The sequence below is a fragment of the Sphaerospermopsis torques-reginae ITEP-024 genome (genome assembly GCF_019598945.1).
Taxonomy (GTDB): domain Bacteria; phylum Cyanobacteriota; class Cyanobacteriia; order Cyanobacteriales; family Nostocaceae; genus Sphaerospermopsis.
Genome location: NZ_CP080598.1, coordinates 850,384 through 863,006 on the forward strand (window position 1 = coordinate 850,384; position 12,623 = coordinate 863,006).

Genomic DNA, 12,623 nt, shown 5'->3' on the forward strand with positions numbered 1-12,623 from the left:
GAAAAATTACAAACTTTCTAGCGGTAAAGGTTGCCAAAGTTCACCGTATTTTTCACGTAAAGCCAACCAATTTTCTACCTGTCCCGCTTCATATTCTCCGGGTTTACCCCATTGTAAAAATAAGCTTAATGCAGGTTCTTCTTTTTCATCTAAAAACCGGATAGCGTAGGTTGTAAAATTACCTCTTTTAGCTTCACCTGTTTCAAATTTAACCTTGGTTATTTTATCCATGTTCAAGTGAAATTCAAATCCTTCGGTGTGCATATTCGCATATTTACCTTTTGGTAATTCTGCATAAAATAGTTTTGCTATTTTTCCTCTAGCTTCTAATACTGCGGCGCTGCTAGTTACTATTAAACGCAAAGTTCCTAAATTTTCGCAAGCTTCCAAAAATTCTTTCAATGTTGTATTCATACGCCTAAATTAAATTACCGAAAAAGATGTCATCTATATTATAGATGTATTTTATACTATATATGATATTTTGGTCTGAATCTCTTCAACAGCAAAATGAATTTATCTAACTGACAGTAATTAATATTAATACCTGAAGTCTATATTTATCAATTATTAATTACAGCAGATTGCAGATGAATCAGGTACAGAATATAACTTGAAACCTAGACATAAACAGAGTTTTACTCCTGACTCCTGACTCCTGATTCCTGCTGTATCAATTTAAATTACATAATCCTGTGAATCCTTTAATCCTGGAAATCCTGATTCAGACAAAAAACTCAACCCAACCTACAGAATATTTGCGAATATTCAACTCATCAAATCTTGAAACATCGCTGTACTCAAATAACGTTCCCCAAAAGAAGGCTGAATCATCACTATTAATTTACCAGCATTTTCTGGACGTTTACCGATTTTAATTGCTGCACACAAAGCCGCACCAGAAGATATACCAGATAATAAGCCTTCTTCTGTTGCTAATTTGCGTCCATATTTCATTGCATCTTCATCATCAACTTGAACCACTTCATCAATTAATTCTGGACGCAAAACATCGGGAATAAAACCAGCACCAATACCTTGAATTTTATGAGAACCAGATTTACCACCAGAAAGCACAGGACTTTTACTAGGTTCAACAGCAATAACTTGAAAATTCGGTTTTCTTTGTTTAATAACTTCCGCTATTCCGGTGATAGTTCCCCCAGTTCCTACCCCAGCAATTAAGATATCAACTTCCCCATTTGTATCAGTCCAAATTTCTTCAGCGGTGGTTTCCCGGTGAATCTTTGGGTTAGCTGGGTTGCGGAATTGTTGCAACATAAAAGCATTGGGAGTATTTGCTACTATTTCCTCTGCTTTATTAATTGCTCCTCGCATTCCTTCAGTACCAGGTGTGAGTTCTAAATTAGCACCATAAGCACGCAACATGGCGCGTCTTTCTTGGCTCATGGTTTCTGGCATGGTTAATATTAATTTGTAACCACGGGCAGCTGCTACCATCGCTAAACCGATGCCTGTATTTCCTGAAGTTGGTTCTACTAAAATAGTTTTTCCTGGTGTTATTAAACCCTCGACTTCTGCTGAAATTACCATACTTAAAGCAATACGATCTTTAACAGAAGCGGCTGGATTCATGCCTTCTAATTTAACAATTATTCTGGCTAATACTCCCTCAGACTGAGGAATTTTGTTGAGTTGTACTAACGGCGTTTTACCAATAAGTTCTGTTACGTCTTTAGCAATTCGCATTTATTAACTCCTAAAATTTTCCTAAAATTATCAATAATCACATAATGAGGCGATGTCTTTATTTATTATACTACGATTTTAATATTTTTTGGTGCTTGAGTAACATTTATTTTCAGAATTTTATCTAGCAACATACTTTTCTTGTAATTCCTAACTTTATCAACATCCAAAAATATTTGGAACAAATTTTAATTGCTTTTCTGATTTCTTTAGTTTATTTTTAATTCAGTTCTAATTTGTCATGATATACTGTTATTTGAGTACAGAGTTAATCATAGAAAATCATCTTTAAATATCCTCAAGTATTTGCCCATAAAGCTTTGCAGTTGAGTACAAAAATCCCCGCACCCCACCTGATAAATGCTAGTACCCCCTCTGCAAAAATCTAGTACCTCTACCCTCAAAAATTTTTATAATTCTTACCAGATAAGTATTACAGCCTTTGAGTACAATTTTAATAATTTTAATAATTTCAATTCTGGTGGGGTAAACTGTGTGCTGGGGAGGCAACTGATATAAACATTTATAGGATTTACGCAGAGATTCCCCTCTACCCCCCGAAATTCCTAGACGCAAGTCTGGTGAACTAGGGGGGACTTCTTAACCACAATTAAATGGTGATCTCTATTCACAAGCGTTTAAATTCTGTCAGTATTACTGATTACTAAATCTAGCATATTTTAGGAGTAGATTGGGATTTTTTATGAATTTTTAATTTCAATTGCTTGATCAAAATTTATGAGTTCGCCACTTACATTTGTAACTTATCAAACTGCTGGGTTTAAATTTTAGATTTTAGATTTTAGATTTTAGATTCACAGCAAAAATTTAAATATTAGGTATCATCTACCAATTTTATATTTTGAATCTAAAATTACTACATCAAATCTAAAATGTGATAGCTGTTTGATAAATAGCAATCAGAAGGTGCAGCAATAACCCATAAATTACCTTTAATTAGATTTTCTTACTGGGTGATTGTAACCTAGCGAGGTAGAGCAAACATGAAATTAAAAATTTTCAAGGTGCTAACAGTTGGTTTGGTTACTTTAGCTGTACTTTCTCCAGGAATAATAGTTTTTAATTTAATTTGGGGACGACATCTAGAGTTAGTTAAGACACAGAATTTATCTTGTGAATTCACGAAAATTAATCCAGGTTATGCTTCTTTATCTTTCCCAAATCAGAGTGTAAATACTCTGGAATCTCTAACTCAAAAAAAAATACCTGCAAATAATTTTTTTCTCCAACTGCAAATGATTGTTGAACAATATAAAATCATCACAATTTTGCAATGGTTGGTTTTAGCTACACCTATTTGTATTGGTTTGGGAATCATTGCTTACGATAGATATCTTGTTTATCGTGCTGCTGTTTTCAAAGCGCAAGTTGAAATGTTAGAAAGACTTTGGCAACAAAGTATTGAACAATAAAGCGTAAGAAGTCAGGAGTCAGAATATTGTTTTTAGCAGGGATCTACTTCAAGCAAATTTTTCATAAATTATCAATCATGACTTGAAAACTCTAATTAATTGTCAATACTGTATTTTGTATCCTGAATCCTGAAAATAAAGCAATAATTTTCAGTTCTCTTATTCACCATAAAGTAAATTACCATGTCAGAAGAACGCCAAACTCAGTATTTTAATTTGATTGATGAATTACTCAGATGTCCTAATGGACAAGAACCAGAAGTATTGGAAGCTCAACCCGAATTAGTTGATTCTGGTTTGATACATACAATGCTACAAGTTGCGACTATGTTTGCCCATGAAGGTAATCAAGATGGCGCTCAATTTTTATTTTTTATAGCTAAGGAATTAGCGAAACAATTGGGTTTATATCCTGATGTTTCCAATGAGGTTGCAACTCAGGAGTAATAATGCTATTGACTTCAACTGATGCAGGAAAAATAGCTTTAGAATTTCTGTTGGCAGACTGGAACATTGCGGAAGAATACAGAGATTGGTTTACTATCATTAACTCGCGGTTAATGGGTGAATATTGGTACATTGTAGAATTGGGTGTTGAAGGTTTTCCTGATAAATGGTTTATCCAAGTTTATGATACAGGAGCCTGTGACCCGAATTATACATTTATGTCTCCTATCTCTGGTTCTGAAGGATATATGGATTTGAAAAATCTACCAAATATTCTCGCTGATGTTTTAGTCGCTGAACGCAATTCCCGATAAGGTAAGAATTCAGGAGTCAGGAGTCAGAATGTTTGATAAATACAGGACTTAGTTCAAAATTTATTTGTGCTATACAGTTCAATAATTTTGAATTAATTATAAATGGTCATTATATTAGAGGTGATGCTTTTTTAAAGTTCACCTCTTTTTGTGATTGGTGATACAATTTTGGATTTTGGATTTTGGATTTTGGATTTTGGATTTTTTTGTCAACTCCAATCTAAAATCTAAAATCTAAAATTATCCTGACTCCTGACTCCTAAAAATTAATATTTTATTTAGAAAAACCTGCTAAATTGTCATGTTTAAATAACAAGATTATGTTATACTAAATAGTAGTGATAGACGCTACAGAAATATCAATCAGAAATATCAGTCAAATGATTGCTGAAGATATCCTAGCTCAAGAATTCACACGAATCTTAGACCATTATTACCCTGACCTTGGGGAAATATTGGAAAATTGCCATGTGAAAGTTATCACCTCTTTTTGGGGACGACCTGCTAGACGCTTTCAATATATAGGAATTTATTGTTCTGATGACATCATGCCATTAGTACAATCACAAAAAGAAATATTGAGGGAAGTAGCAGAAAATATGGGACTTATTCAGGTAGTTTGCATAAATGCTAAAAGATTGCTCCGCGATCCACTATCTAAATTAAGACAGTCGGAACCGCGTTTATGGTTGGATTTGCATTTAGTGGCGGCCTAGAATATAGCCAATCATGAAAATAGGACTTTTCTGCAATATCGCCAGTGTTGATGATGATGTAATTAGATATGCTGCTGACAATTCTTTTGGTTTAATGGGGAGTCCAACTTTTTCTCTTTTGAGATTGAGAAATACTGTCAACAGATATCGACAAATCAATAACAGTGGTGCAGATAAATTTCTGTTAGCGCGGTTCTTTTTTGTGACTAAAACTGATGATGAAGCGGTAAATAAAGCCTTACCTTTCATCCGTAAATTTAGCCAGAAAACGATAGCTAACTCGACTCAAGTAATGCAGAATAGTCCCCATCCCCAGAAATCGTATAATCAAACAAATATCTGTTATTAAATAGATTATTTAATTGAGAATTCGATTATTGGGGATGTTCAAACCTGCCGCGACAAAATCAAGAAATTCCAAGACGAATAAAATCTCAGCACAATAGCACTCAAACCCTCATTTTTATTTCTGTAAAAAAATCTTGAGAGTTTGCAGCGTTACAATCAAGAGGTGCAAAATTATGTCTAAACTTCCGTTACTTCCTCCTGATGATTTACCTCCCGTAGAGGTGACAAAACAGGACGGAATGTTACAAATGGAATTAGAGCAATCTATTGGCAGATGCTTTTATTACGCTTGCGATCGCATTACCCAAAATCTGCTATCTAACTGTCATTGGTACATCACCAAAAACGGTACTACCCTGTTATTAATTATTGACGCTCCTGATATAGTATCTTACTGGCATATCGTCAGCAATATTCCCCAATTTGGTAAAAGTTTAGAACGATTTACCAAAGAAGCAAAAATTAGAGTTTATCCGCCTTTTGGTAAAGGAATGCCCTTTGAAATAGGCGTAAATGAAATTTCTGCTTATCGAGATTGGTTATAGATAAGAATTCAGGAGTCAGGAGTCAGGAGTCAGGAGAAAGAATAAACTGTCACCTGTCACCTGTCACCTGTCACCTAAATTTAAGCTGGTTCAAACTTCAATGAAACACCGTTCATACAGTAACGTAAACCAGTGGGTTTGGGTCCATCGTTAAATACATGGCCTAAATGTCCACCACAACGGCTACAATGAACTTCAGTTCTGGTCATGAAAAAAGAACGATCTACAGTAGTAGCGATCGCCCCATCAATAGGTTTAAAAAAGCTAGGCCAACCAGTACCACTGTTATACTTAGTGTCTGAAATAAACAAAGGCTGTCCACACCCAGCACAAACATAAGTACCAGGTTCATAATTTTTGTCTAAAGGACTGGTATGAGGTCTTTCTGTACCATGTTTTCGCAACACCTGAAACTGTTCCGGCGTTAAAATAGACTTCCATTCCTCTTCAGCTTTGGTGACTTCAAATTTTGTATCCGCAGATGCCATAGATTCTGAACTCCCAGTTACATAACGTGAAAAAAAGGCTGTACCGACTAAGACGGCACTAATTTGTAAAAAATGGCGTTTGTCCATAAATATATTATTGGCATAGTCAGAAGGGAACAGGGAACAGGGAACAGGAAACTGATGACTGGTGACTGGTGACTGGTGACTGCGGAAGAAAATTTTAGATTTTAGATTTTAGATTTTAGATTTGAGTTAATAAAAACAATCCAAAATCCTTGCATCCAACATCTAAAATAAATAACTCCTACCTTAGAGCCTCGTGCCTTTGTTAAAGAGGAAAATAACTCATTCCCAATGTCTAATCCCTAATTAGGGGTTGCTGAATAAATCTGAAAACTTTACAGGTAAAGGGTTTCAGCTATTTTGACTTTCAAAAAGAGCAAGCTTTTATGAGGTGGCAACTGAAAAACCTTGCACTTAATTACTAACTCAAGTTGCTAGTTATTTGTTAAGGCTGGTAATGGGTAATGGGTAATGGGTAATTGCTAATTAAAATTCTGTTATTATCCTGTTAATCCTTAAATCCTGGTTATCCTGATTCTGACATTTTCCCTAACTAGCAACTTACGTTACTACTTAAAGAAAAAATCGTTCCTATCCAACTCTTGAAACTGTCACCTGTCACCTGTCACCTGTCACCTGTCACCTGTAACCTGTCACCTGTCACCTGTCACCTGTCACCTGTCACTGGTCCTTCACAGATAACTTTTTCAGCAAACCCTAATTAATAAAGGTTAGCGTTTAGTTTGAACTTGCTATGCTCCTGTATAACCAGTTACTAGCCATATTATAGCTCTAGCTCCATCGCGGATAGCTTTTTCGATAGGTTCCGGTGCGGTTTTTGAGGGAACAGATACCGCTTTAAATTCAATACCTCGACTACCCAAAACAATCTCACCAATTACACAAGCACGGCGCATATGAAAATCAGAAGTAATTAAATAAACGCTCTTGATACCCCTTGCTTGCAAATCATCTACCAACGTAGTAAAATTAGTAACTGTATCAACAGCCTCATAATCTAAATATAAACGCTTAGGATTAATTCCAGCTTTAACAAAGATTTGTTTCGTATAGCTAGGTGGACTACCACCAGTAATCCATATTGGTATATTGGGATGCTTTTTGGCAAATTCAGCAGTAAACTTCTCCCTTTCTAAACGTTTAGTAGAACCGCCCAAAACTAAGACTGCTTGTGGATGTACAAACTGATTTTGTATTTCTTTGTATCCCCACCATATAAACAGGGGTAGGATAAAAGACATAAACCGCAAAGATTTACCTTTAAACAATAGCTTTTTCAAGGCTGTGTAAGTGTGTTTGCGAACATAAAAATTTTATCTAAAAAATTTTATCTAAAAAATTATTTAGATTAGGAAATTTTGGCAAAATAAACCTAAATCAGAACTTGGTAGATGCTTATGTATAAAAGTATGTATCCACGATATAAATAGGGTCGCTTTCTTCGATGCACTATCCTAACTTATATCAGACAATTTATCATAGAGGTTAAGACCAATTAATTGTTCAACTTTGCAGTTTAATGTAAATATACGGGACTGGTGCGACTTGAACGCACGGCCTGTCGCTTAGGAGGCGACCGCTCTATCCAACTGAGCTACAGCCCCAAATGAACAAACATCTACAATGATAGCAGTAGATTTAGTCAGAGTGCCAACTATTATCCCAACTACCACCACCTATTTCTAAACCACAAAGATTACTCTGTGCTTTGAAAGTAATTTGAGTTTTACAACTACTGAATTTTCGCAATGTCAAGTCTAGCTTACCTTGCATGGTATCTCGGCAACAAATCGCTAAACCATTGCTGGTGGGTGCGCGTAGGTGTGTACCTGGTAAGTCAGTAGTTCCTGTTAATTCCACCTCATAGTGAGAATTTCTGGCTTGCATTTGCCATTTACCCCAAGGCTGAATTTGCCAGCTTACTTGTGAGTTCCAGGGAACAAATTCATAAAACTGCCCTTGATAATGGATACCAATCATGGCTACTGATTCCATCCACCATAATACACCACGTCTGCCACCACCAGCAGTTAAAGCTAAATCGGGTTCGTTGTCAAAAGAATTACAATTGAGCCAAAACCATTTTTGAGGAAACGCACCACCCCAATTTTTTTCTCCGTAAGCTGGGGCGTTGGTAAATTCATAAATTTTACCATTCCAATCGATCCAACCAGTAGCTAAACCATGAGCCATTAAAATTTGCCAACCTGGTTCAAAAATCTGTGAAAAAGACAACCAGCCAGCGGTTGATTGCTGGATACTATTTTGATTGCCCCAAGCATAAACAGGTTTAATTTCATACTGCCAACGGCAGTAATTACCAGTAGCAGGATCGGTGATTATGCCTTGATTTAAAGTAGCTGTAGCTTGATAACCTTCTTGAATATGGTGTGTAAAGTCACGGGGTAGGAGATAGTGAGGAGAGACTTTTAAGTTTGTTTTTCCCCAATGTCCTAAAGCTAACACATCTCGACTCGCCCAAAATTTGTTGACATCGGGAAATGTGCGACACAGATATTCATCATCTGGACCCAAGACTTGAGCAGCACCACCGCTATCAGGTTTCCCACCAAGAGGATCTTCGATGGAATACATAAAAGCGAAAGTTTGCCCAATTTCTGGTAATGTAACGCGATAATACCAACCTTCAAAAAAGCGGCGACTTGTACCGTCCCAGTGGTAGCCGCTGTGAGGTGTTTGAGTTGATTTGAGGAAGTTTTTGGGAATAATAAGCATAGATTCTCATTTTTTGGCTATTTTTTAGGATCTGCGATCGCTAACAACTATTACACCTCAATATGAACATTAATCAAGCTTACAAAATTCTGGGTTTAAAACTCGGTGCATCTATTGACGAAGTTAAACAAGCGTATCGTCAGATGGCTAAAACTTGGCATCCAGACAGATTTTTAGAATCCCAGCAAAAGCTGGCCGCAGAAGCAAAAATCAAGGAAATCAATCAAGCCTATGACACATTAAAATCTTATCAACCAACAGAGATAAATTCAGCGGCTTCTAGTTCCATCAAAGTTGATTCCAATCACACAACTGCGGAAACCTTCTACTATCGGGCAATGGAAAAAGCCCAAAAAGGTAAATATAGTGAAGCTATTGAAGATTTTACCCAAGCAATTCGTATGAACCCCAATTATATAGAAGCTTATAGATACCGGGGGCTTGCTTGTTCAAAATTGGGATATGAAAACAGGGCTAAATCTGATTTGAAAAATGCCAGTATAGGATTTGATGAAGCGGTGTATTCCATTGCCTTTAGTCCAAATGGTGAGACTTTAGCTGCTAGTAGTGGTGAAAAAACTATTACTCTGCTTACAGATCAATGAGTCTGTAACTTTCAACAAAACTTGATCATTTTTAAGCAATATTTGACAATTGTTGCGAGATCTTACAGAAAATCAACTTTAGTAAATATATCACACACAGTCAAAAATTCATGCTAGATTATTTTCATGGTACAGAAAGGTTAAAAGTTCAAACAAAAACAACTGAATTAGAGCCTGTACCTCCTGCTCTAATGTCATCGCAATCACGGTTAGGTTGTGGCTTCCAAGTGTTTTAGCCTTGATTTCATCGAGTTGTAATTGGAGGTTTTTAAACGCATAGCCAGAAATGCCTGCCTAGTTGGAATGAAGGATGCACAATTCTGATTGGTAGATTGCGAATCGGGTCCACCTTAGTTGATGTAGTCAATTCGGATTTTCCCATTTTTTTGAATTATTTAGTTACAAACAAACCACTGTAATTTGCTGATGTCTCTCTGTCGCAACTTACGGTGGTTTATGGTTTGGGTAGCTTTCAATAATGGACAATTAACAATGAACAATTGACAATTACCGCTTTGGTTCAAGTCAGAGGATTGAAAAAGCGGAATTTTTTGGTTTTTTCCCCTGGAAAGGGGCGGGTTTAAACCTGTAATGAAACAATTAGGGTTTGCTGAAAAAGTTATCTGTGAAGGATCAGTGACAGGTGCTACGCCACGGTGCTACGCGACGGTGACAGTTTCAAGAGTTGGATAGGAACGATTTTTTCTTTAAGTAGGAATTAAGTGCAAGGTTTTTCAGTTGCCACCTCATAAAAGCTTGCACTTTTTGAAAGTCAAAATAGCTAAAACCCTTTACCTGTAAAGTTTTCAGATTTATTCAGCAAGCCCCAATTATCAATTATCAATTGACAAAAGTGCGAGTAAGACTAGCCATTGCCCAAAACGCACAATGTCGCCTCCACAATAATTTAAAGTTTATATTGTGGCGGACATCGAGTATCATGCAAGCTGTTTAATCTAAAAATATAGTTAAATATAGTTGTTTCTGTGCAGGGGAAGAAAAAATGAGGGTTTGGCTTGCCTGTTTCTTTGTATTATTTGCTTTGGCAGAATTTTTTGACTGGGTGAAAGACTTATCTCTACCATTACCTATCTATATTTTAGGCGGAGCATTTTTAGCGGTTGTTTCCAATTACGATAAAATCGTCGGTTCTTATTTCGGTGAAGTACAAGCAGAAATATTACCAGAACCATCAAAGTTAGACACATCAACTCCATCAACTCCAATTTCATCAACCATTTCATCAAATCCCATTGCTGTCACAATGCTAACTCCTGTAGAAGAAGTAAACAAACCCTCACAGGAATAAATAAGAACATTCTATACAATTGAAATTAACTAACTGATAAACTGTGGGAACAGGGAACACACCCAACACACCCCACCCTAACCCTGCGGGTTAGGGTGGGGTCAAATAATATTCGATACACTAATCATGACTTTCCAAACATCCTCTTAGACGCAAAGTTTCAAATTCTGAATTTCTAAATTTGATACCTGAGTTCAGCAAAGCAAAATTAACCAAATATATTTGGGTTTACACCGAGGAAAGTTAAAGCCATTTTTACAGCTTTTCGGTTTTCTTTATTCAGATTTGAATATTGTTTGACAATTGCTGGAACAGCCTGTTTAATTGCTAAGTTAATTGTACCCGCAGCAAGGGGTATTCCTAAATATCCCAGTCCTCCAGTTACCATACCTATAGCACTTAAAGTGGCGATAACCACAGCCAATAAACCCATTAGTTCTGCACTAATTCCTGAAAGAATTATTAAGCCTTTAATAATATCTCCAGCATTAAATGATTCTTTCAACTTTTCCATCTCATTATTGAGATCATTTTCTAATTGAGACATAATTTATCCTTTGGTTGTAAATGTAAATATTGAATGTCCATAAGGTTAGTGAGTTGGTAGTTTATTTCCACAAATATGCTCATTAATTATCGTTACATAATCCTCTAAGTCTCTCACCATTGCGGCATCTTTCTAAAATTCTATCTAAATTTTTCCCCCATTTTCTACAAGCATTTGTATTACCATCTTGACATTGATCTGAAAGGGGAATCTCAGAAATGATGCCTATGAACTTCCATTTACTATTAACTGACTGATACATTTCTCCAGATCGAGCAACTGCTATAGTGATATTTCCCCATGTTCCAGTTGATATAGGAGCGCCATTTGCATCAAGTCTGACAAAAGTACCACACACATCAAGGCTTACAGGAATCTGACTAAATATAAAGGGGGAATTTACAGGTTTGCATTCATAAGTTTGAGCATTGACTGGGTAACTATTAATTAATGTGGATGCAATTGTTAAAGACATTCCTATGAACAATACTTTTATGTTGGTATTCATTGAACTTCTCCAATAATGATGTTTAGTATTTGTTGGATTTCTCATCCAAACTCAACCTACAAATCTTATTTCAGGATATAAATAGAAAATAAAGGAAGTTAATTGCATTGCAATACTAACTATTCTTTTTCCAAGGTAGTAACCTATCAATTAATGTCTTTCGATTGGGCAATTTAGAGGAATTAGAAGAATTATTAGTTGAGAACCTAATAGCCACCTGAGAAAAGAGTTCACCTGACATATTAAAGGACATATCTAAAGACTCTTTTACCTCATGTAGAAGGTTATTATAGTCAATAATAAGATTTTCAAACTCTCTCTCAAACTCACTACTTGCTGGACCTGATCCTGACGCACCAATCCATGCCCCAGCAAAAGCGCCCACAGGACCAAGTAAAAGACTACCAATAAAACCTCCCACAAGTGCGGCTTCATTGGATTCATTACTAGAAGTCTGAATCCAATTTCTAAGTGACGCACGAAAGCGAGTAATTTTTGTATCAATTCTTAAAAGTCTTCCCTCCAACCAGGTGAAGTTTGAACTCAAAATCTCCTCTGCTTCTTTTCTAGTTGTAATATGAGCAGTATTGAGGATTGAAGATGAACTTTGATTACTCTGGGTTTGGGTAGCAAGATACTGATAATAAGAACTAATTAGGTTGGACTGATTCTTGATAGAATTTCGTACTATCCGTCGTATTTGATCACTATCGAGCAAGTTCAAAAGATCGTTAAACTCATTGACATTCTGAAATCTTCCCCAGTATTCTGCTAATTCTGCATAACAGGCAACTTGTAAATATTCAACGATAGTCTCTGACATTATTATTTCCTATTGTGATAATTGATATGAACACCAAGAGTTACATATC

The 12,623-nt window shown here is 36.1% G+C and carries 15 protein-coding genes, 1 tRNA gene and 1 pseudogene; 8 read left to right on the forward strand and 9 right to left on the reverse strand.

Annotation, left to right across the window (positions count from 1 at the left end; all coding sequences use genetic code 11):
• Nucleotides 1-6 precede the first annotated feature (6 nt).
• Entirely contained in the window at nt 7-414 is a 408-nt protein-coding gene (locus K2F26_RS03945; RefSeq protein ID WP_220610437.1) for a ChuX/HutX family heme-like substrate-binding protein, read from the reverse strand.
• A 354-nt stretch (nt 415-768) separates the two neighbouring features.
• Entirely contained in the window at nt 769-1,710 is a 942-nt protein-coding gene (cysK, locus tag K2F26_RS03950; RefSeq protein WP_220610438.1) for a cysteine synthase A, read from the reverse strand.
• A 1,004-nt stretch (nt 1,711-2,714) separates the two neighbouring features.
• On the opposite strand from cysK, the gene K2F26_RS03955 reads away from it, so the two are divergent.
• From K2F26_RS03955 to K2F26_RS03980, 6 genes and pseudogenes are all read left to right on the forward strand, one after another.
• The gene (locus K2F26_RS03955; protein WP_220610439.1) at nt 2,715-3,143 is read left to right on the forward strand and encodes a hypothetical protein; all 429 of its coding nucleotides are present in this window, start codon (nt 2,715-2,717) and stop codon (nt 3,141-3,143) included.
• Nucleotides 3,144-3,326: 183 nt separating this feature from the next.
• Nucleotides 3,327-3,590, forward strand: coding sequence for a hypothetical protein (locus K2F26_RS03960; RefSeq protein ID WP_187041922.1), 264 nt, complete (start codon nt 3,327-3,329; stop codon nt 3,588-3,590).
• Between the two features lie 2 nt (nt 3,591-3,592).
• Nucleotides 3,593-3,904 carry a hypothetical protein gene (locus K2F26_RS03965; RefSeq protein ID WP_190347710.1) on the forward strand — a complete coding sequence of 104 codons (312 nt, stop codon included), beginning with the start codon at nt 3,593-3,595 and terminating at the stop codon, nt 3,902-3,904.
• Nucleotides 3,905-4,284: 380 nt separating this feature from the next.
• A complete protein-coding gene (locus K2F26_RS03970) occupies nt 4,285-4,620 on the forward strand; it encodes a hypothetical protein (protein ID WP_194059977.1) in 336 nt (111 codons plus the stop codon).
• 37 nt (nt 4,621-4,657) lie between these two features.
• Nucleotides 4,658-5,095, forward strand: a pseudogene (locus K2F26_RS03975) (LLM class flavin-dependent oxidoreductase); the annotation flags it as partial.
• A gap of 46 nt (nt 5,096-5,141) precedes the next feature.
• Nucleotides 5,142-5,513: a hypothetical protein gene (locus K2F26_RS03980; RefSeq protein ID WP_220610440.1), complete on the forward strand. Its 372-nt coding sequence runs from the start codon at nt 5,142-5,144 to the stop codon at nt 5,511-5,513.
• A gap of 80 nt (nt 5,514-5,593) precedes the next feature.
• Here the strand turns inward: K2F26_RS03980 and msrB are convergent, their stop codons facing one another.
• The 4 genes from msrB to K2F26_RS04000 all read right to left on the reverse strand — a co-directional run bounded on the left by msrB (nt 5,594) and on the right by K2F26_RS04000 (nt 8,782).
• A complete protein-coding gene (msrB, locus tag K2F26_RS03985) occupies nt 5,594-6,088 on the reverse strand; it encodes a peptide-methionine (R)-S-oxide reductase MsrB (RefSeq protein WP_220610441.1) in 495 nt (164 codons plus the stop codon).
• Between the two features lie 689 nt (nt 6,089-6,777).
• The gene (locus tag K2F26_RS03990) at nt 6,778-7,287 is read right to left on the reverse strand and encodes a YdcF family protein (RefSeq protein ID WP_220611765.1); all 510 of its coding nucleotides are present in this window, start codon (nt 7,285-7,287) and stop codon (nt 6,778-6,780) included.
• A 289-nt stretch (nt 7,288-7,576) separates the two neighbouring features.
• Nucleotides 7,577-7,650: transfer RNA gene (locus tag K2F26_RS03995), tRNA-Arg, on the reverse strand.
• Nucleotides 7,651-7,684: 34 nt separating this feature from the next.
• A complete protein-coding gene (locus K2F26_RS04000; protein ID WP_220610442.1) occupies nt 7,685-8,782 on the reverse strand; it encodes a tocopherol cyclase family protein in 1,098 nt (365 codons plus the stop codon).
• A gap of 62 nt (nt 8,783-8,844) precedes the next feature.
• On the opposite strand from K2F26_RS04000, the gene K2F26_RS04005 reads away from it, so the two are divergent.
• Complete coding sequence (locus K2F26_RS04005) at nt 8,845-9,387, forward strand: J domain-containing protein (RefSeq protein ID WP_220610443.1); 543 nt, start codon at nt 8,845-8,847, stop codon at nt 9,385-9,387.
• A gap of 1,003 nt (nt 9,388-10,390) precedes the next feature.
• Nucleotides 10,391-10,696 carry a hypothetical protein gene (locus K2F26_RS04010; RefSeq protein WP_220610444.1) on the forward strand — a complete coding sequence of 102 codons (306 nt, stop codon included), beginning with the start codon at nt 10,391-10,393 and terminating at the stop codon, nt 10,694-10,696.
• A gap of 208 nt (nt 10,697-10,904) precedes the next feature.
• On the opposite strand, the gene K2F26_RS04015 is transcribed toward K2F26_RS04010, so the two are convergent.
• From K2F26_RS04015 to K2F26_RS04025, 3 genes are all read right to left on the reverse strand, one after another.
• On the reverse strand, nt 10,905-11,243 hold the full coding sequence (locus tag K2F26_RS04015; RefSeq protein ID WP_220610445.1) for a hypothetical protein: 339 nt from the start codon (nt 11,241-11,243) through the stop codon (nt 10,905-10,907).
• Nucleotides 11,244-11,325: 82 nt separating this feature from the next.
• Nucleotides 11,326-11,751, reverse strand: coding sequence for a hypothetical protein (locus tag K2F26_RS04020; protein WP_220610446.1), 426 nt, complete (start codon nt 11,749-11,751; stop codon nt 11,326-11,328).
• A 115-nt stretch (nt 11,752-11,866) separates the two neighbouring features.
• Nucleotides 11,867-12,574, reverse strand: a complete 708-nt coding sequence (locus K2F26_RS04025) for a DUF456 domain-containing protein (protein WP_220610447.1) — start codon at nt 12,572-12,574, stop codon at nt 11,867-11,869.
• Nucleotides 12,575-12,623 lie beyond the last annotated feature (49 nt).

What these genes read in the sequence shown, in the direction of transcription:
- K2F26_RS04025 (WP_220610447.1), bottom strand. Translation starts at nt 12,574, where the DNA reads ATGTCAGAGACTATCGTTGAATATTTACAAGTTGCCTGTTATGCAGAA.
- K2F26_RS03980 (WP_220610440.1), top strand. Translation starts at nt 5,142, where the DNA reads ATGTCTAAACTTCCGTTACTTCCTCCTGATGATTTACCTCCCGTAGAG.
- K2F26_RS04005 (WP_220610443.1), top strand. Translation starts at nt 8,845, where the DNA reads ATGAACATTAATCAAGCTTACAAAATTCTGGGTTTAAAACTCGGTGCA.
- msrB (WP_220610441.1), bottom strand. Translation starts at nt 6,088, where the DNA reads ATGGACAAACGCCATTTTTTACAAATTAGTGCCGTCTTAGTCGGTACA.
- K2F26_RS03960 (WP_187041922.1), top strand. Translation starts at nt 3,327, where the DNA reads ATGTCAGAAGAACGCCAAACTCAGTATTTTAATTTGATTGATGAATTA.
- K2F26_RS04000 (WP_220610442.1), bottom strand. Translation starts at nt 8,782, where the DNA reads ATGCTTATTATTCCCAAAAACTTCCTCAAATCAACTCAAACACCTCAC.
- K2F26_RS04010 (WP_220610444.1), top strand. Translation starts at nt 10,391, where the DNA reads ATGAGGGTTTGGCTTGCCTGTTTCTTTGTATTATTTGCTTTGGCAGAA.
- cysK (WP_220610438.1), bottom strand. Translation starts at nt 1,710, where the DNA reads ATGCGAATTGCTAAAGACGTAACAGAACTTATTGGTAAAACGCCGTTA.
- K2F26_RS03955 (WP_220610439.1), top strand. Translation starts at nt 2,715, where the DNA reads ATGAAATTAAAAATTTTCAAGGTGCTAACAGTTGGTTTGGTTACTTTA.
- K2F26_RS03990 (WP_220611765.1), bottom strand. Translation starts at nt 7,287, where the DNA reads ATGTCTTTTATCCTACCCCTGTTTATATGGTGGGGATACAAAGAAATA.
- K2F26_RS03970 (WP_194059977.1), top strand. Translation starts at nt 4,285, where the DNA reads ATGATTGCTGAAGATATCCTAGCTCAAGAATTCACACGAATCTTAGAC.
- K2F26_RS03965 (WP_190347710.1), top strand. Translation starts at nt 3,593, where the DNA reads ATGCTATTGACTTCAACTGATGCAGGAAAAATAGCTTTAGAATTTCTG.
- K2F26_RS04020 (WP_220610446.1), bottom strand. Translation starts at nt 11,751, where the DNA reads ATGAATACCAACATAAAAGTATTGTTCATAGGAATGTCTTTAACAATT.
- K2F26_RS04015 (WP_220610445.1), bottom strand. Translation starts at nt 11,243, where the DNA reads ATGTCTCAATTAGAAAATGATCTCAATAATGAGATGGAAAAGTTGAAA.
- K2F26_RS03945 (WP_220610437.1), bottom strand. Translation starts at nt 414, where the DNA reads ATGAATACAACATTGAAAGAATTTTTGGAAGCTTGCGAAAATTTAGGA.